The organism is Mycolicibacterium arseniciresistens, assembly GCF_030519285.1.
Taxonomy (GTDB): domain Bacteria; phylum Actinomycetota; class Actinomycetes; order Mycobacteriales; family Mycobacteriaceae; genus Mycobacterium; species Mycobacterium arseniciresistens.
The window spans coordinates 1-22,690 of the sequence record NZ_JAUMSQ010000147.1 but is presented as its reverse complement, the minus strand read 5'-3'; the positions used below and the strand labels follow the sequence as shown (position 1 = coordinate 22,690).

Below are 22,690 nucleotides of genomic sequence, written 5' to 3'. Positions count from 1 at the left end.
GGCGGCAGCCGCGCCCGCGCAGGCCGCTCCGGCGGCGCTGTCGGGTGGCCCGCGTCCCGACGACCTGAGCTTCGACGCCGCGGACGCGACGGTGGCGCTGATCGCCCTGTCGGCCAAGATGCGCCTCGATCAGATCGAGGGGCTGGACTCCATCGAGTCGATCACCGACGGTGCGTCGTCGCGGCGCAATCAGCTGCTGGTCGACCTCGGCTCGGAGCTGAACCTCGGCGCGATCGACGGTGCGGCCGAGGCCGACCTCGCCGCGCTGAAGGGTCAGGTCACCAAGCTGGCCCGCACCTACAAGCCGTTCGGCCCGGTGCTCTCGGATGCGATCAACGACCAGTTGCGCACCGTGCTCGGCCCGTCCGGCAAGCGCCCGGCCTACATCGCCGAGCGGGTGAAGAAGACCTGGGAGCTCGGCGACGGCTGGGTCAAGCACGTCACCGTCGAGGTGGCACTGGGCACCCGTGAGGGCAGCAGCGTGCGCGGCGGCGGTCTGGGCGGACTGCACGAGGGTGCGCTCGCCGACGCCGCATCGGTGGACAAGGTCGTCGACGGCGCCGTGACGGCGGTGGCCGCACGCAAGGGTGTCTCCGTGACGCTCCCGTCGGCGGGCGGCGCCGCGGGCGGTGTAGTCGATTCCGCCGCGCTCGGTGAGTTCGCCGAACAGGTCACCGGTCGCGACGGCGTGCTGGCTTCGGCGGCCCGCCTGGTCCTCGATCAGCTCGGCCTCGACAAGCCGGTCACCGCGCCCGAGTCCGCCAGCGACGCGGAGCTCATCGACCTGGTCACCACCGAACTCGGCTCCGACTGGCCGCGGCTGGTCGCACCGGTCTTCGACGGTCGCAAGGCGGTCGTCTTCGACGACCGCTGGGCGAGCGCCCGTGAGGATCTGGTGAAGATCTGGCTCGCCGAGGAGAACGACGTCGACGCCGACTGGCCGCGACTGGCCGAACGGTTCGAGGGCGCCGGCCACGTGGTCGCCACCCAGGCGAACTGGTGGCAGGGCAGGGCACTGGCGGCGGGCCGCAATGTGCACGCATCGCTGTTCGGCCGGATCGCCGCCGGCGCGGAGAACCCGGGCCGCGGCCGCTACAGCGACGAGGTCGCGGTGGTGACGGGCGCCTCGAAGGGCTCGATCGCCGCATCGGTGGCCGCGCAGCTGCTCGAGGGCGGGGCGACGGTGATCGCCACCACCTCGCGCCTCGACGACGCCCGGCTCGAGTTCTACAAGTCGCTCTACCGCGACAGTGCGCGCTTCGGCGCGACGCTGTGGGTGGTGCCGGCGAACATGGCCTCCTACAACGACATCGACGCACTGGTGTCGTGGGTCGGCTCGGAGCAGACCGAGAGCCTCGGGCCGCAGTCGATCCACCTCAAGGACGCCCAGACGCCGACGCTGCTGTTCCCGTTCGCCGCTCCGAAGGTGGCCGGCGACATGTCGGAGGCCGGTTCGCGCTCCGAGATGGAGATGAAGGTGCTGCTGTGGGCCGTGCAGCGGCTCATCGCCGGCCTGTCGGGCATCGGCGCCGAGCGCGACATCGCGTCGCGGCTGCACGTGGTGCTGCCCGGCTCACCGAACCGCGGCATGTTCGGCGGTGACGGCGCGTACGGCGAGGCCAAGTCCGCGCTCGATGCGCTGGTCACCCGCTGGAAGGCCGAATCGTCCTGGGCGCAGCGGGTTTCGCTGGCGCACGCGCTGATCGGCTGGACCAAGGGCACCGGCCTGATGGGTCACAACGACGCCATCGTGGGTGCCGTCGAGGAAGCGGGCGTCACCACCTACACCACCGCCGAGATGGCGTCGATGCTGTTGGCGCTGTGCGACATCGACGCGAAGGTGTCCGCAGCCCGCGAGCCGCTCGAGGTGGACCTCACCGGCGGCCTCGGCGACGTCGAGCTCGACATGGCGGCGCTGGCGGCCAAGGCGCGCGAGGAGATGACCACCGAGACGCTGCCGGAGGACGGGCCCACACCGGGCACCATCGCCGCGCTGCCCGCGCCGCCGCGGCTGGACGGCCCGGCGCCCGCACCGGAGTGGGCCGACCTCGACGTCGACCCCGCGGACCTCGTGGTGATCGTCGGCGGCGCCGAACTCGGGCCCTACGGTTCGTCGCGGACCCGCTTCGAGATGGAGGTCGACAACGAACTGTCGGCCGCAGGCGTTCTCGAGCTGGCGTGGACGACCGGCCTGATCACCTGGGAGGACGACCCGAAGCCGGGCTGGTACGACGCCGCATCCGGTGACCTGGTCCCCGAGGAGGAGCTCGTCGAGCGCTATCACGACACCGTCGTGGAGCGTTGCGGCATCCGCGAATTCGTCGACGACGGCGCGATCGACCCCGATCACGCCTCGCCGCTGCTGGTGAGCGTGTTCCTGGACAAGGACTTCTCGTTCGTCGTGTCGTCGGAGGACGAGGCCCGCGCATTCGTCGAGTTCGATCCTGAGCACACCGTGGTGCGCCCGGTCCCGGATTCGGCCGACTGGCAGGTGATCCGCAAGGCGGGCACCGAGATCCGGGTGCCGCGCAAGACCAAGCTGTCCCGCACGGTCGGCGCGCAGATCCCCACCGGCTTCGATCCCACGGTGTGGGGCATCACGCCCGACATGGCCAACTCGATCGACCGGGTGGCGCTGTGGAACATCGTCGCCACGGTCGATGCGTTCCTGTCGGCAGGCTTCAGCCCGACCGAGTTGATGCGCTGGGTGCACCCGAGCCTGGTGGCCAGCACGCAGGGCACCGGCATGGGCGGCATGACGTCGATGCAGACCATGTATCACGGCAACCTGCTGGGCCGGAACAAGCCGAACGACATCCTGCAGGAGGTGCTGCCGAACGTCGTGGCCGCGCACGTCGTGCAGTCCTACATCGGCTCCTACGGCGCGATGATCCACCCGGTCGGCGCGTGCGCCACCGCGGCGGTGTCGGTCGAGGAAGGCGTCGACAAGATCCGGCTCGGCAAGGCCGAACTCGTGGTCGCCGGCGGCTTCGACGACCTGACGCTCGAGGCGATCATCGGCTTCGGTGACATGGCGGCCACCGCCGACACCCAGATGATGCGCGCCAAGGGGATCAGCGATTCGAAGTTCTCCCGCGCCAACGACCGGCGCAGGCTCGGCTTCGTCGAGGCCCAGGGCGGCGGCACGATCCTGCTGGCCCGCGGTGACCTCGCGGTGAAGATGGGTCTGCCGGTGCTGGCGGTCGTCGGCTACGCGCAGAGCTTCGCCGACGGTGTGCACACCTCCATCCCGGCACCGGGACTCGGCGCGCTGGGCGCCGGTCGCGGCGGCAGGGACTCGGTGCTGGCCTGCTCGCTGGCCAAGCTGGGCGTCGGCGCCGACGACATCGCGGTGATCTACAAGCACGACACCTCGACGCTGGCCAACGATCCCAACGAGACCGAGCTGCACGAGCGGCTCGCGGACTCGATGGGCCGGTCGGCGGGGGCGCCGCTGTTCATCGTCAGCCAGAAGACGCTCACCGGCCACGCCAAGGGCGGTGCCGCGGTGTTCCAGATGATGGGCCTGTGCCAGGTGCTGCGCGACGGGGTCATCCCGCCGAACCGCAGCCTGGACTGCGTCGACGACGAGATGGCCACCTCCGGGCACTTCGTCTGGCCGCGCGAGACGCTGCGGCTGGGGGAGAAGTTCCCGCTGAAGGCCGGCCTGGTGACCAGCCTGGGCTTCGGGCACGTGTCCGGGCTCATCGCGCTGGTGCACCCGCAGGCGTTCCTCGCCACGCTCGATCCCGAGCAGCGCGAGGACTACAGCCGCCGCGCGGACCAGCGCACGCTCGCCGGCCGTCGCCGGCTGGCGTCGGCGATCGCCGGCGGTCGCCCGATGTACGAGCGGCCCGCGGATCGGCGCTTCGGCCACGACGGGTCGGAGAAGCGGCAGGAGGCGGCGATGCTGCTCGACGCGGCGTCGAGGCTCGGTGACGGCGACGTGTACGGCCGATGAGCGCTTGCGCGAAGAGCAACCAGCACCGATGAGCACACCGGCGTGGGCTAGGGTCGCTGCGTGGCGATAGTGGGTGTGGGCATCGACCTGGTCTCCATCCCGGAGTTCGCCGAACAGGTCGACCGCCCGGGCACGGTGTTCTCCGAGACGTTCACGCCGGGGGAGCGCCGGGACGCCGCGGACAAGAGTTCGTCGGCGGCCCGGCATCTGGCGGCCCGGTGGGCGGCCAAGGAGGCCGTGATCAAGGCGTGGTCGGGATCGCGGTTCTCCAAGCGGCCCGCGCTGCCGGAGGGGATCCACCGCGACATCGAGGTGGTCACCGACATGTGGGGCCGGCCGAAGGTGCGGCTGTCGGGTGACATCGCCAAGCATCTCCAGGATGTGACGATCCACGTCTCGCTGACCCACGAGGCCGATACGGCCGCGGCGGTGGCGATCCTGGAATCCGCCGACTAGTCCTTTCCCGCGAGCGTGCCACTACCCTCGTCGCCATGAGTGATGTCGTCGAGCGCGTCCGCGACGTGCTGCCGTCGGTGCGCGCCGACCTCGAGGAACTGGTCCGCATCGAGTCGGTGTGGGCCGATCCGGCGCGCCGCCCCGAGGTCCAGCGCAGCGCCGAAGCGGTGTCGAAGCTGTTGTCGGAGGCCGGATTCGATGACGTCCGCATCGTCAGCGAGGGCGGCGCCCCGGCCGTCATCGCCCGCCATCCGGCGCCTCCCGGTGCGCCGACGGTGTTGCTCTACGCCCATCACGACGTGCAACCCGAGGGCGATCACTCGCAGTGGCGCACAGCGCCGTTCGATCCCACCGAACGCGACGGGCGGCTGTACGGCCGCGGCACCGCCGACGACAAGGCGGGTATCGCGACGCATCTGGCCGCATTCCGGGCGCACGGCGGCGCCCCTCCCGTCGGGGTGACGGTGTTCGTGGAGGGCGAGGAGGAGTCCGGGTCGCCATCCCTAGGAGCACTGCTCGAGGCGCACAAAGATCTGCTCGCCGCCGACGTCATCGTGATCGCCGACTCGGACAACTGGAGCACCGAGGTACCGGCGCTGACGGTGTCGCTGCGCGGGTTGGCCGACTGCGTGGTCGAGGTCGCCACCCTGGACCACGGCCTGCACTCGGGCCTGTGGGGCGGCGTCGTGCCGGACGCGTTGTCGGTGCTGGTGCGCCTACTGGCCGGCCTGCACGACGACGAGGGCAACGTGGCGGTCGAAGGCTTGCACGTCGGCAGCGCCGCCGACGTGGACCGCGGCCCCGACTGGGTGCGCGCCGAGACGGGTCTGCTCGACGGCGTCGCCGAGATCGGTTCGGGCTCTGTGGTGCAGCGGCTGTGGGCCAAGCCCGCGATCACGGTGATCGGCATCGACACGACGCCGATCGACAAGGCCTCCAACACGCTGATCCCGCGGGCGCGGGCCAAGGTCAGCATGCGCGTCGCTCCCGGCGGCGACGCCCGTGCCCACCTCGACGCGCTGACCCGCCATCTCGAAGCGCACGTCCCGTGGGGCGCGCACGTCACCGTCACGCCCGGCGACGTCGGTCAGCCCTACGCCATCGACGCCGCAGGCCCGGTCTACGAGGCCGCGCGGGCCGCGTTCCGTGAAGCGTGGGGCAGTGAACCGGTGGACATGGGGATGGGCGGCTCGATCCCGTTCATCGCCGAGTTCGCCGCGGCGTTCCCGTCGGCGGCGATCCTGGTCACCGGCGTCGAGGACCCGGGGACGCAGGCGCACAGCGTCAACGAGAGCCTGCACCTCGGGGTGTTCGAACGGGCGGCCACCGCCGAGGCGCTGCTGCTGGCGAAACTGGGCGGAAGCGACGCGACCGGCAGCTAGACCGACAGGTCGCGTCGCAGCTTGGCGACGTGCCCGGTGGCCCGGACGTTGTATTGCGCCTCGGCGATCCTGCCGTCCTCGTCGACGACGAAGGTCGAGCGGATGACGCCCTGAACGGTCTTGCCGTACATCGTCTTCTCTCCGAACGCCCCCCACGCGGTGAGCACCTCTTTGTCGGGATCGGACAGCAGCGGGAACGTCAGGCCCTCCTGGTCCCGGAACTTCGCCAGCTTGGCCGGCTTGTCGGGGGAGATGCCCACCACGTCGAGGCCGGCGCCGTTGAGCTCACCGAGGCTGTCGCGGAAGTCGCACGCCTGCTTGGTGCAACCAGGCGTCGAGGCGGCCGGGTAGAAGTACACGATGACCTTGCGGCCCTTGTAGTCCGACAGCGCGACGGTGTTGCCGTCGGCGTCGGGCAGGCTGAACGACGGCGCCGTGTCGCCGACCTCAAGACGAGGAGTCTGTGGCATGCGTCTGGGTAACCCTTCTGTCGGCCGGTGCCCACCGATGGACACCGGCTGATCTAGGGTAGTGCGGCAGAGCAGCGACCGAGGTGGAGGCAGACGTGGCGGACCGAGATCCCGACACCATCAAGCAGGACATCGACCAGGCCCGCGATCAGCTGGCCGCCACGGTGGACTCGCTCGCCGAGCGCGCGAACCCACAGCGCGTCGCCAACGACGTCAAGGCCGGTCTGATCCGTTTCGTGAAGACGCCCGCGGTGGCGGCGTCACTCGCGGGCGTTGGTGTGGTGGTCGTGCTGGTGATCGTGCGCAGGTCGAGGCGCTGACGCGCTGATCAGCGGCGCCGGCCGGACAACAGCCAGTCGGCGATCGTCAACCGTGGCGGATTGGCGCGACGGCCGAGCCTGCTGCAGCTGTGCACGTACAGCGGGGCAGCTACCTCGTCGTCCGGCGTCGAGGCAGGTGTGCTCGCCGCCCGGGGTGCGCCTGCAGTGGACATCAGCTAAGCCTTCGATCTCGTCGGTGACCGCTGACCGAACCGTGTCGCGGAGCGGTCAGCTAACTCGATGGTAGCAGCAGGTCCGGTGGTGAGGGTCCTTTGACTGCGAAAATGTGACTTGCCTGACGTGACCCGCAACTGTTTACCGGTAGTGGACATACCACCGGTATGCGCCCGCTCAGTGAACTGCAGCACATTTGGAGCCGTCGGACGCGGCGAACGGTTGACAAATTGTCGCAAACGTCAACCGCAAAGTGGGCGCGTGTGAACTGCACGGAAGGGTGATCGGCGGCATCGTGCGCGGCTCGCCGAGGTGCCTGTGACACGGCCCGCAGTGGGCAGACCAGGGAGAAGGGAGCAGTGCGGGCTGGAACGCCCGCACCGCACCTGAGGAAAACGAGTGCGCCGTCAGGGTTTCGAACCCCGGACCCGCTGATTAAGAGTCAGCTGCTCTACCAACTGAGCTAACGGCGCGCGACAGCGAGAGTAACAGTTCGGGTGGCGGGGTACGAAATCAGTTCGGGACCTGAGGGACGGCTCAGCGCGAATGAGCCGTTGCCCGACTTTGCCCTTAGACTATTGCCAATAAGTCGTCGTTACCGACCGTAGGTCGTGAGGTGGAGGAGAGAATGAGGCAGGTCCGAGCCGTAACCGGTCCGCGTAAGAACCGGGTCTGGTGGCTGGCCATCGCCCTGATCCCCGTGCTCGCACTGGGCCTGAGCGGCTGCGGCGGGGAGTCGGCGCCACAGCAGCCCCAGGTGATCTCCGAGAAGGGCACCCCGTTCGGCGACCTGCTGATGCCGAAGCTGACGGCGTCGGTCACCGACGGCGCGGTGGGCGTGGCCGTCGACACTCCGGTCACCGTCAGCGCCGAGGGCGGTGTGCTCGGCGCGGTCAACATGACCAACGAGGACGGTGAGCCGGTCGCCGGTCAGCTCAGCCCCGACGGGCTGTCGTGGGCGACCACCGAGCCGCTGGGCTACAACAAGCGCTACTCGCTCAGCGCGGAGTCGCTGGGCCTCGGCGGCGCCACCAGCAGGGAGATGAGCTTCGAGACGCACTCGCCCGAGAATCTCACCATGCCGTACGTGCTGCCCAACGACGGCGAGGTCGTCGGCGTCGGCCAGCCGATCGCGGTGCGCTTCGACGAGAACATCCCGAACCGGCTCGCGGCCCAGCGTGCGATCACCGTCAAGACCACCCCGCCGGTGGAGGGCGCGTTCTACTGGCTCAGCAACCGTGAAGTCCGTTGGCGCCCAGCGCAGTACTGGAAGCCCGGCACCACCGTCGACGTCGCCGTGAACACCTACGGCGTCGACCTCGGCGACGGACTGTTCGGCCAGGAGAACGTCAAGACCCGATTCACCATCGGCGACGAGGTCGTCGCGACCGCCGACGACAACAACAAGACACTGACCGTCCGCCGCAACGGCGAAGTGGTCAAGACGATGCCGATCTCGATGGGCAAGAACAGCACCCCGACGAACAACGGCACGTACATCATCGGGGACCGGTACTCCCACCTGGTGATGGACTCGTCGACCTACGGTGTGGCGGTCAACTCGCCGAACGGGTACCGCACCGAGGTCGACTGGGCCACTCAGATGTCCTACAGCGGCATCTACGTGCACGGGGCGCCGTGGTCGGTGGGCAGCCAGGGCTACAGCAATGTCAGCCACGGCTGCATCAACGTCAGCACGTCCAACGCCCGGTGGTTCTACGACAACACCAAGCGCGGTGACATCGTCGAGGTGGTGAACACCGTCGGCTCCGTCCTGCCCGGCACGGACGGACTCGGCGACTGGAACATTCCGTGGAGCCAGTGGAAGGACGGCAACGCCGCCATCTGATCCGTGGACCGACGACGAGGCCCGCGCCGTGGGCCCGAGAAGCTGGGAGTGTCCGATTTCAGCGGGACCGCGACGAGCTGTGCAGCGTTGACCGCGCGCCGGGCCTGGCATGGCTGAACAGTCGGTGGCCGCCCCGCCGGTGGACCCTTCGGTAGCCGCCCCGCGGGCGAACCTGGCGGTGATCTGCGCCATCTTCTTCTGTTCGGGCGTCCCGGCGCTGATCTACCAACTCGTCTGGCAGCGCTCGCTGTTCACGATCTACGGCATCAACGTCGAGAGCGTCACGGTGGTGGTGACGGCGTTCATGCTCGGGCTGGGCCTCGGGAGCTTTGCGGGCGGGCGGCTGTCGCGGCTGGGCCTACCGCTGCTCGGCGTGTTCGGGGCCGTCGAGATCGGCATCGGCGTCTTCGGCTTCTTCTCGCTGGGCCTGTTCCACGCCGTGGGCGAGTTGACCCTTCAGATGAGCGCGCCGCTGACCGCGCTGTTCACGTTCCTGCTCGTGCTGATCCCCACGCTGTTGATGGGCGCCACGCTGCCCCTGCTGACGGCGCACCTGGTGAAGCACTCGGGAAACGTGGGGCGCAGTGTCGGGCTGCTGTACTTCGTCAACACCCTCGGCAGCGCCTTCGCCTGCTTCATCGTCGCGGCGTTCCTGATGCGTCTGCTGGGACAGCAGGGCGCCGTCACGCTCGCCTGCGGCATCAATCTGGCCGTCGGTGTCGGCGCCCTGATCGCCCAGGTGAGGTCGCCAAGGGCCGGCGTCGCGCCCGGCGAGCGGCTGACGCAGTTCAACACTCGCGGTTTCTGGTTCGCGCTGCTGCTGTCGGCGCTCTGCGGCTACATCGCACTGAGCTACGAGATCCTCTGGTACCGCGTCTACTCGTTCGCATCCGGCGGCGTCGCGCAGGCCTTCGCGTTGCTGCTCGGCTGCTACCTGCTCGGCATCGCGCTCGGCGCCCTGGCCAGCCGGCGCTTCTGCCGTGAGTCGGCCGCCGGCGAGCAGGTGGCTTCGCTGTCCGGCTTCGTGCTGTTCGCCAATCTCGCCAGCTATCTGCTGGTGCCGGCGGCGGCGCTGATCACCAGCGTGCTGCACTGGGGCGCCTCGTTGCCGCTGGTGGCCGTCGCTGCGGGCCTGCTTGGCGCGATCTTCCCGCTGATCTGCCATATCGCCATCGCGCCGGACGCCCGCGCGGGGGAGGGACTGAGCTACCTCTACCTCGCCAACATCGCAGGTTCGGCGCTGGGCAGCCTGATCACCGGCTTCGTGCTGATGGATCACTGGACCCTCGGCGGCATCTCGCTCTTCCTGGCGCTGCTCGGCATCGCGCTCTCGCTCGTGCTCCTGCTGGCCGCCAGAGGCCGTACGCGCCAGAAGAAGGTGCTGACCACGCGCGCTGCGGCCATCGCGCTGACGGCGGTGGTGATCGTCTTCGTGCAGCCATGGCTCTTCGACGGTGTCTACGAGCGGCTCTACTTCAAGCACGACTATGCGGGGCAGCGCTTCGCGCACCTGGCCGAGAACAAGAGCGGCGTGGTCAGTGTCACGCAGGACGGCGAGATCCAGGGCGGCGGTGTCTACGACGGCGACTTCTCCACCGACCTGGTTGACGACCGCAACCTGATCGTCCGCGCCTACGCCCTCAGCCTGCTGCACGAAGCGCCGCGCGACGTGTTGATGATCGGGCTGTCGTCCGGTTCCTGGGCGCAGGTGATCGCGAACAATCCACAGGTCGAGAACCTGACCGTGGTGGAGATCAATCCGGCCTACCTGAACGTGATGAAGAACTACCCCGGCGAGGCGGGCGTTCTGGACAACCCGAAGATGAACGTCGTCATCGACGACGGCAGGCGCTGGCTGGCCCGCAATCCCGACCGCAAGTTCGATTTCATCGTGCAGAACACCAGCTTCAGCTGGCGCGCACACGCCACCGACCTGCTGTCGAAGGAGTATCTCGACCTGGTCCGCGGCCACCTCAAGCCCGGCGGAGTGTCTTTCTACAACACGACCGGGTCGGCCGAAGCGCAGCGCACCGGTGCGCTCGAATACCCGAACGCACTGCGCTTCATCAATTTCATGGCCGTCAGCGAATCTCCGATCGCGGTCGACCGCCGCCGCTGGGAGCGCGTTCTGCGCGAGTACCGCATCGAAGGCAGGCCCGTCTTAGACCTCGCCGACACGAAGCACCAGGCGCGCCTCGACGAAGTCCTGGCCCTGGCCGATTCACTGTCCGCCGACTACGGCCCTGCCAAGAAACCCGGGGAGAACATGGAGACCCGCGAGGGCATCCTGGCACGCACCGAGGGTGCGCCGACGATCACCGACGACAACATGACCACCGAGTGGGGCTTCAACTGAGGCGGGACACCCGGACGAAGAACACCGCCCCACCTGCCACAGGCAGGTGGGGCGGTGTCTCTTCGGGGTGGCTGACGGGACTCGAACCCGCGACATCCAGGATCACAACCTGGTGCTCTACCAACTGAACTACAGCCACCATCGCCGCAGTGCCCATCGGGAACCCGGGGGCATTCGCGGCGTCGTCGATACTAGCCGCTCGATGCCTCGTCGGCCGAATCGTTATCGCTCGCGTCGGTGCCCGGGGGGCCCAGCTCGGCGGCGATGGCGGCGATGTCGCTGGTCGACGGGCCCGGCGGCGTGACGAACGCGGTGCGGCGGTAGTAGCGCAGCTCGCGGATCGACTCGTGGATGTCGGCGAGCGCCCGGTGCGCCAGGCCCTTCTCCGGCTGGCCGAAATAGATCCGCGGGTACCACCGCCGGCACAGCTCCTTGATCGAGCTGACGTCGATCATCCGGTAGTGCAGGTACTCGTCGAGTTCGGGCATGTCGCGGGCGATGAAGCCGCGGTCGGTGGCGATGGAGTTGCCGCACAGCGGTGCGGTCTTGGCCTGCTTGACGTGTCCGCGGATGTAGTCGAGCACGAGTCGCTCCGCGGTGGCCAGGTCGACGGTGGCGGCCCGCACCTCCTCGGTGAGACCCGACCGCTTGTGCATCTGGGCGACGACGTCGACCATCGAGTCGAGCGCCTCGTCGGGCGCATGGATGACCACATCGAGGCCGTCGCCGAGGATGTTCAGGTCGGCATCGGTGACCAGCACCGCGATCTCGATGAGCCGGTCGGACCTCAGGTTCAGTCCGGTCATCTCGCAGTCGATCCACACCAGTTCTTCGCGCACAGCGCTCCACAGTATTCGCACCCCCGCCGGACCGGCGGCCGTACCCGTCGGGACCGTGATCTTGGCAAGTACTGTGTGGCCCATGTCGACCGAGTCGGGCGCCACCCCAGCCCAGCAGATCGCCGCCGGTTACGCCGTCGAGGGTCAGGCGCTGGAGCTGGGCACCGTGGTCATCGACGGCGCCGCCGACGCCACGGCGAAGGTGCGCATTCCGCTCGCCACGGTGAACCGGCACGGTCTGGTGGCGGGCGCCACCGGCACCGGCAAGACCAAGTCGCTGCAGGTGCTCGCCGAACAACTCTCCGCCGCCGGGGTGCCGGTGCTGATGGCCGACGTCAAGGGCGACCTGTCCGGGATGTCCCGGCCGGGGGAGGCCGGTGAGAAGACCGCCGAGCGGGCCCGCGACACCGGCGATGAGTGGGCGCCGACCGCCTACCCGGTGGAATTCCTGTCCCTCGGCACGTCGGGCGTCGGTGTGCCGGTGCGCGCCACCATCTCGAGCTTCGGGCCCATCCTGCTGTCGAAGGTGCTCGGGCTCAACCAGACCCAGGAATCGACGCTGGGTCTGATCTTCCACTGGGCCGACCAGCAGGGCCTGGCACTGCTGGACCTGAAGGACCTGCGATCGGTGATCCAGTTCCTCACCAGCGACGAGGGCAAGCCGCAGCTCAAGGCGCTCGGCGCGGTGTCGACGACCACCGCCGGGGTGATCCTGCGCGCGCTGGTCAACCTGGAGGCCGAGGGCGCCGACACCTTCTTCGGCGAGCCGGAGCTGGAGCCTGCGGACCTGCTGCGGGTCGACGCGTCGGGACGCGGCATCGTCACACTGCTCGAGCTGGGCGCTCAGGCCGCCCGCCCGGTGATGTTCTCCACGTACCTGATGTGGGTGCTGGCGGATCTGTTCACCTCGTTGCCCGAGGTCGGTGACATCGACAAGCCGAAGCTGGTGTTCTTCTTCGACGAGGCGCACCTGTTGTTCGACGACGCGTCGAAGGCGTTCCTGGCCCAGGTCGAACAGACGGTGAAGCTGATCCGGTCCAAGGGTGTCGGGGTGTTCTTCTGCACCCAGCTGCCCACCGACGTCCCCAACGAGGTGCTGTCCCAGCTCGGCGCCCGCATCCAGCACGCGCTGCGCGCATTCACGCCCGACGACGAGAAGGCGCTGAACAAGACCGTCCGTACCTACCCGAAAACCGATGTCTACGAACTGAAGTCAGCGCTGACGTCGCTGGGCATCGGCGAGGCGGTCGTCACCGTGCTCTCCGAGCGGGGCGTGCCGACGCCGGTGGCGTGGACGCGCATGCGGGCGCCGCGATCGCTGATGGACACCATCGGCACCGAGGCGATCACCGCGGTCGCGAAGGCCAGTCCGCTGCAGGCGGAGTACGGCCAGACCGTCGACCGCGACTCGGCCTACGAGCGGCTCGCCGCCAAGCTGGCCCCGCCGCCCGAGGTGGCCCCGCCCGCGGACCTGCCGCCGGTGCCGACGCAGGTCGACGTGCCGCCGATGCCGGCACCCGCCGCCCCGGAGGAACCCGGCTTCTTCGAGAAGATGACCGACAGTCCCGCGTTCAGGAGCGCGATGCGTTCGGCGGGCACGGTGATCGGCCGCGAGATCACCCGCAGCATCTTCGGCACCGGCCGCCGCCGTCGCCGCCGCTGAGGGATCTCGGCGCGAAAACGTTCGCCCAGCGATCGTGAGCGCGCCGAAATGACTAGTCGCCGCCGAGCTTCTTGTACACGGCGCCGACGATCGGCGTGACGATCGACCGCGGGGCGTAGCCGCTGGCCACCGACATCGCCTTGGACGTGACGCCGGGGACCACCCGCATCTTGTTGCGCTCCAGGCCGTCCAGCGACAGCTTGGCGGTGTACTCGGTGGAGATCCACAGGAAGTCCGGGATGAGCTTCTCGACCAGCGACTGCTCGTCGGTGTCCGGCAGCGTCTCGCGCACCGGTCCGGGCGCCAGCACCGTGACGTGCACACCGTCGCGCTTGAGTTCACCGCGCAGCGACTCGCTGAAGGTGTTGACGAACGCCTTGCTCGCCGCGTAGGTGGCGTTGTTGGGGATCGGTGAGTTGCCTGCGGCCGAGCCCGAGATCAGGATGCCGCCTGCCCGGCGCGCCACCATGCCGGGCACCACGGCGAGCACCAGGTCGTGCACGCCGAGGACGTTCAGCTGCACCTGCGCCTTCTCGTCGGCCGGATCGAGCCGCGACAGCGGACCGAAGGTGGCGGTGCCCGCGTTGGCGCACAGGATCGAGATGTCACGTCCGGCGAGTTCGTCGCACAGCTCGGTGCGCGCGCTCGGATCGGCCAGGTCGACGGCCCGAACCTCGACGGTCACGCCGTACTGCTTGGTCAACCGGTCGGCCAGCGCGGCGAGCACCTCGCCGCGGCGGGCGGTGATGATCAGGTGGTGTCCGCGGGCGGCCAGTTCGATGGCCAGGGCTTCGCCGATGTTCTGAGAGGCGCCGGTGACGACCGCGCGGGATTCGGGGCGGGGAGCGGGAATCGGCATGGGCGGGACTATATCGCGGGCCGCACCGCGCCCTCCCGGCCTGCACCGGGGGCCGTGGACGGGCGGCTGCCACTAGGGTGGGCGGCGATGAGCGTGTCGTCGCGTCCGCCCGCATCGCCCGAGCGGACCCCGCCGCGGTCGGGAGTCGTCGCGTGGGCGCTGTGGGACTGCGGCGCCACCGGGATGAACGCCATCGTCATCACCTTCGTGTTCTCGGTGTACCTCACCGGACAGGTCGGCGAGGGCCTGGCCGGGCCGACGACGCCGGCAGGCTGGCTCGGTAATGCGCTGACCGTGTCCGGTCTGATCGTCGCGCTGCTCGCACCGGCGACGGGCATCTGGGTCGACGCCGCGCACCGCAGGCGCCCGATGCTGATCGTGCTGACCGGCGTCGCGGTGACCTCGACCGCCTCGATGAGCCTGATCCGCGACGACCCTCGCTATCTGTGGCCGGGCCTGATTCTGCTGGCGTTCACGGCGGCGTGCAGCGATCTGGCGACGGTGCCGTACAACGCGATGTTGCGGAACCTGTCCACGCCGGAGAGTTCCGGTCGCATCTCCGGCTTCGGTGCTGCGGCAGGATATTTCGGCAGCGTCGGGCTGTTGCTCATCGTCTATCTCGGGTTGGTGCAGGGCGACGGCCCGACCCGCGGATTCTTCGGCATCACCGCCGCGGACGGCTGGCCGGTGCGCGCGGCCATGCTGCTCACCGCCGCCTGGTTCGTGCTGTTCGCCATCCCGCTGCTGCTCAAGCGCGGCGTCGAGGCCCCGGTCGACGTGCTGCCGCGGGTCGGCTTCCTCGGCGCCTACCGGAAGCTGTGGGCGGAGCTCAAGGACCAGTGGCGGCGCGACCACAACATCGTCTACTACCTGGTCGCCAGCGCGATCTTCCGGGACGGCCTGACCGGGGTCTTCCAGTTCGGCGCCGTGCTGGGCGGGGCGGTCTACGGCGTGTCCCAGGCCGACCTGCTGCTGTTCGGGGTCTGCGCGTGCGTGGTGGCCGCATTGGGCGCGGTGCTCGGCGGACTGCTCGACGACCGGGTGGGCTCCAAACCCGTCATCGTCGGGTCGCTGGCGTCGATGGTGGTGGTCTCGATCGTGCTGATCACCCTCGACGGCACCACAGCGTTCTGGATCTGCGGGCTGCTGCTGTGCCTGTTCGTCGGACCGACCCAGTCGTCGGCGCGCACCCAGATGCTGCGCATCACCGAGGAGGGCAAGGAAGGCGTGGCGTTCGGGCTGTACACCACCACGGGGCGGGCGGCGTCGCCGCTGGCGCCGTGGTTCTTCGCCTCGGCGATCGCGCTGTTCGGCACCGATCGTGCCGGGATGGGCGGGCTGGCCGCGGTGCTGGCGCTCGGCCTGATCGCGATGCTGTTCGTGCGCGTGCCGAAGCGTCCGCGCTAGCCGAGTCCCGCGCAGATCGTCAGCCCGGCTCCGGTGCGCTGCTCGGTCGTCACGCCGTTGATCGAGACGGTGCAGGACACCTGGTTGCCGAGGTTGATGATGCTGATCCGCGCGGCACTCTGCGCGGGCGCGGGCAGGTCCACCTGCTTGCTCCACGGCAGCATCACGTTGAACTCGGTCTGCGGGAGCCCGCCGCTGTCGGTGTAGGTGATGCTGATCGCCCGGCCGTCGCCCGACACGTCGTAGGTGACGGTCTCGGTCTGCCCGGACACCGTCGTCGTCGGTGTCGGCGCCGAGGTGGTGGGCAGCGGGAGCACCGGCCTTGGGCTCGGCGAGGTGGTGGTGGTCGTGCGCGGGGTGGTGCTGGTGGCGGTTGGCTCGGGCATCGCCGGTGCCGGTGCGACGACCGTCTGCTGGCGGGAGCTGTTCGAGATGACCAGGGCGATCACCAGTCCGACGACCACCAGCACCGCGGCCGCGGCCACCCACCAGAGCCACTGCGGCGACTTCGGCTCGCCGGGCGGGGGTTCGGCCGGTTCGTGGGGGGCGTACTGGCCGGCGGCATACGGATCGGCGGGGTCGTAGCCGTACTGCGAGTACTGCGGCAGCCGCTGGGTGGGGGCGGGCCCGGTGGGTGGCGGGTAATTGCCGTACGGCGGCTGGTTGGCGTACGCGGGGTCGTGATAGCCCGGCTCCTCGCCGTCGCGACGCGATCCGGTCATGCCCACCTCATGGTCGCAGGGTACCCGCGTAAGCCGCTGTCGCGGCGGCTCGGTTCCGGGGGGAGGCCGACCCCGCCGCCGGACACGATGGACAATCAAGGCGTGAGACGGCAGGTGCGGGCGAACTACGGCGCGTCACTGTCGCCGGATGCGACGGCATTCGCCCACCTCGTCGACGACGGTGGCTTCCCACGGGCGGTGCAGCGGTTCCTGCGGGGCTGGCGCGCGAGTTCGTCGCGTGACGTCGAACTGCCGGTCGAGGGCCCGGTCACCAGGGTGATGCACTCCGCGGACGGTCACTGGCTGGCCTGCCAGGTCGCACCGGACGGCAGCGACCGATTCCAGATCTGGGTGGTGACAAACGATCCCGATGACCGCGACGCCCGCCGGATCGACAGCTGGCCCCACGGACATCCCGAGGGCAGCGCCGAGCTGATCGGCTGGGACGGCACGCAGGTCGCGGCGATCCTCACCGGCGAGGATGGGGTGGGCAGTTCGTGCCTGATCGACCCGGCCGACGGCAGCACGGTGGTGCTCGACCGGCGCACCGCAGGCCGGCTGGTCGACGCCTGGGCCGGCGCTGCGCTGGTGCGCGTCGGACCGCGCGGGTACCGGGACCTGATCCTGCTGCGGGGACTCACCGAGTTCGCCCTGCTGCCCTACGATCCCGGCTCGACCACCGACCTCGGCTTCATCCTCGACGACCACACCCCGCGGCGGCTGCGCGCCGGTACGACGGGCGAGTCCTTCGAGCTGTACCACCCGGCCAAGACCTATGGCCTCAACAGCACCGAGGGCTTCGTGCGGGCGCTGATCCGCAGTGACAACGGGGCCTCGCACGCCCGGCTCATCGAGGTCACCAGCACCGCAGACGGCGTGTCGTACCACGTGCTCGCCGAGAAGCCGGGGTTCGATCTCGACGAGTTCGTCGTCAGCGACGACCTGTCGACCGTGGCGCTGCTGTGGAACAAGCACGGCTGCAGCGAGTTACAGATCCTGGAGTACGCGGACAACACGTTGAGTCCGCCGATCCCGCTGCCCGGCCTGGTGGCCACCGAGCTCACCATCAGCGCAGGCGGGTCGATGGTGGCGATGACGGTGGAGAGTCCGTCGCTGCCGCCGACCATCGAACTGGTCGACCCGCGCACCCGCGAATGGGAACGCGTGCACCGCGAGCCGAGCCTCGGGCCGTTGACCGCGGACCCGACACTGGAATTCGTCACCGCACGCGACGGGCTGGAGTTCAGCGGCTGGCTCTACCGGCCGCCCGCCCCCGTGGAACCGATCGGCGCAATGATCTTCCTGCACGGCGGGCCCGAGGGGCAGTCGCGGCCGGGCTACAACGAGTTCTATCCGCCGCTGCTGGAGGCGGGCATCACCGTGTTCACCCCGAACGTCCGTGGTTCCGGTGGCGGCGGGCGGGCGTTCATGCACGCCGACGACAAGGAGCTGCGTTTCGCGGCCATCGACGACGTCGCGGACTGCGTGCACTTCCTCATCGATCGCGAGGCCGTATCGGCCGACCGGATCGCCTGCTGCGGCTGGTCCTACGGCGGATACCTGACCCAGGCCGCCCTGGCATTCCACCCCGAACTGTTCGCGGCGGGCATCAGCATCTGTGGGATGAGCGATCTCAACACCTGGTACCGCACCACGGAGCCGTGGATCGCCGCCGCGGCGTATCCGAAATACGGCCATCCGATCGGCGACCGGGAGCTGCTGGAGCGGCTGTCGCCGCTGCTGCGGGTGCACGCGTTGACCGCTCCGCTACTGCTGGTGCACGGTGCGAACGACACCAACGTGCCCCCGAGCGAATCGCAGCAAATGTTCGAGGCGTTGCGATCGCTGGACCGCACAGCCGAGCTCCTGACGTTCGACGACGACGGCCACGAGATCGTCAAGCGGGAGAACCGTGCGGTGCTGGTCAACGCGATGCGTCAGTGGCTGATGAAGGCGTTCGCCGCCACCGCCATCGGATGAGCCCTGGTCGCTGACGCGAGGTTTGGAGAATTTGTCGGTTGGGTAAAACTCGTGCTGCGCCACTAGGGCGCAAAAGGGATGGAGGCACGGCATGAGGGGCCTACTCGGCTTGATTGTGCTCATCTGGTTGCTGATCGGCGTCTTCGCTGCCTATCAGCGCGATTATTTCAAGACCGGCGACGCGAACTGCGCAACCGCAGCCAACATCGCCCTCACGGTGGTGGCGGGACCGCTCAACTACTTCGGCGTCAATCCGAAGGCTGACTGCAACGTCAATGTTCCGGAGCCAAGCGCAAGTGACCTGCCCGAACCCTCCGGGCAGACAATCGAATACAAGATTGGAGTGTTGGCATGATCATCCTCGGAATCATCCTGGCCTTGCTGGGATACTTCATCAGCATCCCGATAGTGATGTACATCGGCGTCGTCCTGATCGTCATCGGTGTCGTCCTGTGGATCCTGGGCTCGACCGGACGCGCGGTGGGTGGCCGAAAAGTCTGGTATTAGCTCTCAGTTACCTCAGCGACCGGCCGAGGTCAGCGCAGCGACCGTCATCTTCTTCAGGACGGAACGCGAGCTGGCCTCGGCCGCTCTCGTCGTCGAGGGTTTCACGCTGTGCGGCGTCGAGTTCAGCAGCCCGAACGCGGCGTGCGCCATCAGCCGGGCGTCGGCCTCACCCACGGTGTCGTCCAACCGGCGCAGCACCGACACCCAGATCTCCACGTACTGCCGCTGCGCTCTCCGCACCTGCCGCTTGGCGGGATCGGGGAGATGGCCGAGATCGCGGTCCTGGATCCGGATCAGGTCGGACTCGCCGAGTGCGAAGTCCAGATGGAAGTCGATGAGCCCCTCGAGCGCGCTTGCCGCGTCGTCGGTGCCGGCGACCACCTCCGAAGCCCCGGCGAGCAACCGGGTGCTGATGCCGACCAGCAGTTCGACCAGCATCGCCTCCTTGTTGGGGAAGTGCCGGTAGATGGCGGGTCCGCTCACTCCCACCGCCGCGCCGATGTCCTCCAACCGCACGGCGAGATAGCCCTTTTCGGCCACCAGTCGCTCCGCCGCGGCGATGAGCTGACTGCGGCGGTCGGATTTCGCCCGGCTGCGGCGGGTGCCGTCCTGCGGCGCCGGAGAGGTCACACTGCGGCTCCTCGATTTCGGCGGTGGACATCTCGGTTAATCGCCACTAACATACCATGAGTTATTCCTCATTAACTCAAAAGACGGGTGCTGCGATGACGCCGCGGTCATCACACCGCGAGGATCACCTCGCCCTGGTGGCGCAGTTGCGCGACAAGTTGGCCACCGCCGCCCTCGGCGGTCCCGCCAAGGCACGGGAGCGCCACGTCGGGCGCGGCAAGCTGTTGCCGCGCGACCGGGTTGACGGCCTGCTCGACCCGGGCAGCCCGTTCCTGGAAGTGGCGCCGCTCGCCGCCGACGGCATGTACGACGACGAGTGTCCCGGCGCCGGGATGATCGCCGGCATCGGCCGGATCTCCGGGCGCGAGTGCATGATCGTGGCCAACGACGCGACGGTCAAGGGCGGCACCTACTACCCGGTGACGGTCAAGAAGCACCTGCGCGCGCAGGAGATCGCCGGCCAGAACCAGCTGCCGTGCATCTACCTCGTCGACTCCGGCGGCGCCTTCCTGCCGCGGCAGGACGAGGTGTTCCCGGACCGCGACCACTTCGGCCGCATCTTCTACAACCAGGCCACCCTGTCCGCGCGCGGCATCGCGCAGATCGCCGCGGTGCTCGGATCCTGCACCGCGGGCGGGGCGTACGTGCCCGCGATGAGCGACGAAGCCGTCATCGTGCGCAATCAGGGCACCATCTTCCTCGGCGGTCCGCCGCTGGTGAAGGCGGCCACAGGAGAAGTGGTGACGGCCGAGGACCTCGGCGGCGGCGAACTGCACTCCAAGACCTCCGGGGTCACCGACCATCTCGCCCACGACGACCGCGACGCCCTGCGCATCGTGCGGCGCATCGTCGCGACGCTGGGCCCGCGCAGCACGCCGCCCTGGGACGTCGCGCCGACGGTCGACGCGGTGGCCGACCAGAGCGAGCTCTACGACGTGGTTCCCGTCGACGCCCGGGTGCCCTACGACGTGCACGAGGTGATCACCCGGATCGTCGACGGCGGCGAATTCTCGGAATTCAAGGCCGAATACGGCACGACGCTGGTGACAGGTTTCGCCCGCATCCACGGCCATCCGGTCGGCATCGTCGCCAACAACGGGGTGCTGTTCGGCGAATCCGCGCTCAAGGGCGCGCATTTCATCGAACTGTGCGACAAGCGCAGTACGCCGCTGCTGTTCCTGCAGAACATCGCCGGGTTCATGGTCGGCCGCGACTACGAGGCAGGCGGCATCGCCAAGCACGGCGCCAAGATGGTGACGGCGGTTGCCTGTGCGCGGGTGCCCAAGCTGACGGTGGTGATCGGCGGCTCGTACGGCGCGGGCAACTACTCGATGTGCGGCAGGGCGTACTCGCCGCGGTTCCTCTGGATGTGGCCCAACGCCAGGATCTCGGTGATGGGCGGCGAGCAGGCGGCGTCGGTGCTCGCGACGGTGCGTGCGGACGCCCGCGAGGCGGCGGGGGATCCGTGGCCTGCCGAGGAGCAGGAGGCGTTCAAGGCCCCGATCCGCGACCAGTACGAACACCAGGGCAATCCCTATTACTCGACGGCGCGGCTGTGGGACGACGGGGTCATCGACCCCGTCGACACCAGAACCGTGCTCGGACTGGCTCTCTCGGTGGTGGGGCAGGCCCCGCTCGAGCCGGTCTCCTACGGCGTGTTCCGGATGTGACGGGCGACATGACGACTCTCTTCGACACCGTTCTGGTCGCGAACCGCGGCGAGATCGCCGTGCGCGTCATCGGGACGCTGCGCGCGCTCGGCATCCGGTCGGTCGCGGTCTACAGCACGGCCGACGCCGACGCACGCCACGTCGCCGCGGCGGACGTCGCCGTCCACATCGGACCCGCGCCCGCGCGGCAGAGCTACCTCGACATCGCCGCGGTCATCGACGCGGCCCGGCGCACCGGTGCCCAGGCCGTACATCCCGGGTACGGATTCCTCTCGGAGAACGCGGAATTCGCAACGGCGCTGCACGAGGCGGGCATCGCATTCGTCGGTCCGCCCGCGAATGCGATCCGCACCATGGGCGACAAGATCGCTGCCAAGGTCGCGGTGTCGGCGTTCGGTGTCCCGGTGGTGCCCGGGGTGTCGCGCCCGGGACTGACCGACGACGACCTGATCGCCGGCGCGGTCGACATCGGCTACCCGGTGCTGGTGAAGCCGTCGGCCGGTGGTGGCGGCAAGGGCATGCGGGTGGTGCGCGAGGCCGCCGGCCTTCCCGCCGCGCTCACCTCGGCCCGGCGGGAGGCCGCCGCAGCGTTCGGTGACGACACCCTGTTCCTGGAGCGGTTCGTGCTCAACCCGCGCCACATCGAGGTGCAGGTGCTGGCCGACGGGCAAGGCGCCGTGGTGCACCTCGGGGAACGCGAATGCAGCCTGCAGCGCCGCCACCAGAAGGTGATCGAGGAGGCGCCGTCACCGCTGCTCGACGCCGCCACCCGGGACCGGATCGGCGCCGCCGCCTGCGACACCGCGCGCAGCGTCGACTACGCCGGCGCGGGCACCGTGGAGTTCATCGTGTCGGCCGACCGGCCCGACGAGTTCTTCTTCATGGAGATGAACACCCGTCTGCAGGTGGAACATCCGGTCACCGAACTGGTCACCGGCATCGATCTGGTCGAGCAGCAGCTGCGGGTCGCCGCAGGGCACCCGCTCACGCTCGCGCAATCCGACATCGTGCTGCGCGGCCACGCGATCGAGGCACGCGTGTACGCGGAGGATCCCGTCAACGGTTTCCTGCCCACCGGCGGAACCGTGCTGGACGTGGCCGAACCCCGCGGCCCCGGCATCCGGGTGGATTCCGGCATCCGCGCCGGCTCGGTGATCGGCAGCGACTACGACCCGATGCTGGCCAAGGTCATCGGATACGGCGACGACCGGGCCGCGGCCCTGCGCACCCTCGACCGCGCGCTCGCGGGCACCGCCGTCCTCGGCGTCACGACGAACATCGACTTCCTGCGCTTCCTGCTGGCCGATCCCGACGTGGCGGCCGGCCGCCTCGACACCGGGCTGCTCGACCGCCGGACACCGGATTTCGTGCCGGTCCCGATCGGCGACGACCAGCTGATCGCGTCCGCCGCCGTCGTGTGGCTGCGCGGGTGGCCGGCAGGCGGC

General features: G+C 69.3%; 19 protein-coding genes and 2 tRNA genes. 13 read left to right on the top strand and 8 right to left on the bottom strand.

From position 1 onward, the window contains the following. The 3 genes from Q2100_RS18410 to Q2100_RS18400 form a co-directional block, all read left to right on the top strand. Positions 1-3,961 (top strand): beta-ketoacyl synthase N-terminal-like domain-containing protein (locus tag Q2100_RS18410; RefSeq protein WP_302915217.1); only part of this gene is annotated, 3,961 nt, incomplete at its 5' end. 60 nt (positions 3,962-4,021) lie between these two features. After that, positions 4,022-4,417 carry a holo-ACP synthase AcpS gene (gene acpS, locus Q2100_RS18405; RefSeq protein WP_264015503.1) on the top strand — a complete coding sequence of 132 codons (396 nt, stop codon included), beginning with the start codon at positions 4,022-4,024 and terminating at the stop codon, positions 4,415-4,417. A gap of 35 nt (positions 4,418-4,452) precedes the next feature. After that, positions 4,453-5,799: a dipeptidase gene (locus Q2100_RS18400; RefSeq protein ID WP_302915216.1), complete on the top strand. Its 1,347-nt coding sequence runs from the start codon at positions 4,453-4,455 to the stop codon at positions 5,797-5,799. Here the strand turns inward: Q2100_RS18400 and bcp are convergent. After that, positions 5,796-6,269, bottom strand: a complete 474-nt coding sequence (bcp, locus tag Q2100_RS18395; RefSeq protein WP_302915215.1) for a thioredoxin-dependent thiol peroxidase — start codon at positions 6,267-6,269, stop codon at positions 5,796-5,798. The two genes, Q2100_RS18400 and bcp, sit on opposite strands and share 4 nt — an antisense overlap. Positions 6,270-6,364: 95 nt before the next feature. Here bcp and Q2100_RS18390 point away from each other — a divergent pair, with 95 nt between their 5' ends. Further along, positions 6,365-6,589 (top strand): DUF3618 domain-containing protein, encoded by a 225-nt coding sequence (locus Q2100_RS18390; RefSeq protein ID WP_264015500.1) that lies wholly within the window; start codon positions 6,365-6,367, stop codon positions 6,587-6,589. 8 nt (positions 6,590-6,597) lie between these two features. Here Q2100_RS18390 and Q2100_RS18385 read toward each other — a convergent pair whose 3' ends face one another. Then, positions 6,598-6,762 carry a hypothetical protein gene (locus tag Q2100_RS18385; RefSeq protein ID WP_264015499.1) on the bottom strand — a complete coding sequence of 55 codons (165 nt, stop codon included), beginning with the start codon at positions 6,760-6,762 and terminating at the stop codon, positions 6,598-6,600. A 401-nt stretch (positions 6,763-7,163) separates the two neighbouring features. Next, positions 7,164-7,236: transfer RNA gene (locus tag Q2100_RS18380), tRNA-Lys, on the bottom strand. Between the two features lie 155 nt (positions 7,237-7,391). On the opposite strand from Q2100_RS18380, the gene Q2100_RS18375 reads away from it, so the two are divergent. Continuing rightward, a complete protein-coding gene (locus Q2100_RS18375) occupies positions 7,392-8,612 on the top strand; it encodes a L,D-transpeptidase (RefSeq protein WP_302915214.1) in 1,221 nt (406 codons plus the stop codon). A 109-nt stretch (positions 8,613-8,721) separates the two neighbouring features. Beyond that, on the top strand, positions 8,722-10,968 hold the full coding sequence (locus Q2100_RS18370; RefSeq protein WP_302915213.1) for a fused MFS/spermidine synthase: 2,247 nt from the start codon (positions 8,722-8,724) through the stop codon (positions 10,966-10,968). A gap of 66 nt (positions 10,969-11,034) precedes the next feature. Here Q2100_RS18370 and Q2100_RS18365 read toward each other — a convergent pair. Further along, positions 11,035-11,107: transfer RNA gene (locus Q2100_RS18365), tRNA-His, on the bottom strand. Positions 11,108-11,159: 52 nt separating this feature from the next. Further along, the gene (gene orn / locus Q2100_RS18360) at positions 11,160-11,807 is read right to left on the bottom strand and encodes an oligoribonuclease (protein ID WP_264015496.1); all 648 of its coding nucleotides are present in this window, start codon (positions 11,805-11,807) and stop codon (positions 11,160-11,162) included. Positions 11,808-11,889: 82 nt separating this feature from the next. Between orn and Q2100_RS18355 the strand changes: the two genes are divergently transcribed. Next, positions 11,890-13,470, top strand: a complete 1,581-nt coding sequence (locus Q2100_RS18355) for a helicase HerA-like domain-containing protein (protein ID WP_302915212.1) — start codon at positions 11,890-11,892, stop codon at positions 13,468-13,470. Positions 13,471-13,522: 52 nt separating this feature from the next. On the opposite strand, the gene cmrA is transcribed toward Q2100_RS18355, so the two are convergent. Beyond that, on the bottom strand, positions 13,523-14,329 hold the full coding sequence (cmrA, locus tag Q2100_RS18350) for a mycolate reductase (protein ID WP_302915211.1): 807 nt from the start codon (positions 14,327-14,329) through the stop codon (positions 13,523-13,525). Positions 14,330-14,416: 87 nt separating this feature from the next. On the opposite strand from cmrA, the gene Q2100_RS18345 reads away from it, so the two are divergent. Then, positions 14,417-15,736 carry an MFS transporter gene (locus Q2100_RS18345; protein WP_264015493.1) on the top strand — a complete coding sequence of 440 codons (1,320 nt, stop codon included), beginning with the start codon at positions 14,417-14,419 and terminating at the stop codon, positions 15,734-15,736. Here the strand turns inward: Q2100_RS18345 and Q2100_RS18340 are convergent. After that, the gene (locus Q2100_RS18340) at positions 15,733-16,458 is read right to left on the bottom strand and encodes an MmpS family transport accessory protein (protein WP_302915210.1); all 726 of its coding nucleotides are present in this window, start codon (positions 16,456-16,458) and stop codon (positions 15,733-15,735) included. The two genes, Q2100_RS18345 and Q2100_RS18340, sit on opposite strands and share 4 nt — an antisense overlap. Before the next feature lie 87 nt (positions 16,459-16,545). Between Q2100_RS18340 and Q2100_RS18335 the strand changes: the two genes are divergently transcribed. The 3 genes from Q2100_RS18335 (at position 16,546) to Q2100_RS18325 (ending at position 18,945) form a co-directional block, all read left to right on the top strand. Next, positions 16,546-18,438, top strand: coding sequence for an alpha/beta hydrolase family protein (locus tag Q2100_RS18335; RefSeq protein WP_302915209.1), 1,893 nt, complete (start codon positions 16,546-16,548; stop codon positions 18,436-18,438). 91 nt (positions 18,439-18,529) lie between these two features. After that, complete coding sequence (locus Q2100_RS18330; RefSeq protein ID WP_264015490.1) at positions 18,530-18,793, top strand: hypothetical protein; 264 nt, start codon at positions 18,530-18,532, stop codon at positions 18,791-18,793. Further along, the gene (locus Q2100_RS18325; RefSeq protein WP_264015489.1) at positions 18,790-18,945 is read left to right on the top strand and encodes a DUF6131 family protein; all 156 of its coding nucleotides are present in this window, start codon (positions 18,790-18,792) and stop codon (positions 18,943-18,945) included. The genes Q2100_RS18330 and Q2100_RS18325 overlap by 4 nt, the downstream gene beginning before the upstream one ends. A gap of 12 nt (positions 18,946-18,957) precedes the next feature. On the opposite strand, the gene Q2100_RS18320 is transcribed toward Q2100_RS18325, so the two are convergent. Further along, the gene (locus tag Q2100_RS18320; RefSeq protein WP_264015488.1) at positions 18,958-19,575 is read right to left on the bottom strand and encodes an SACE_7040 family transcriptional regulator; all 618 of its coding nucleotides are present in this window, start codon (positions 19,573-19,575) and stop codon (positions 18,958-18,960) included. Between the two features lie 95 nt (positions 19,576-19,670). Between Q2100_RS18320 and Q2100_RS18315 the strand changes: the two genes are divergently transcribed. Beyond that, positions 19,671-21,245: a carboxyl transferase domain-containing protein gene (locus Q2100_RS18315; protein WP_302915208.1), complete on the top strand. Its 1,575-nt coding sequence runs from the start codon at positions 19,671-19,673 to the stop codon at positions 21,243-21,245. 8 nt (positions 21,246-21,253) lie between these two features. Next, positions 21,254-22,690, top strand: a 1,437-nt coding sequence (locus Q2100_RS18310; RefSeq protein WP_302915207.1) for an acetyl-CoA carboxylase biotin carboxylase subunit, incomplete at its 3' end; no start/stop codon positions are given.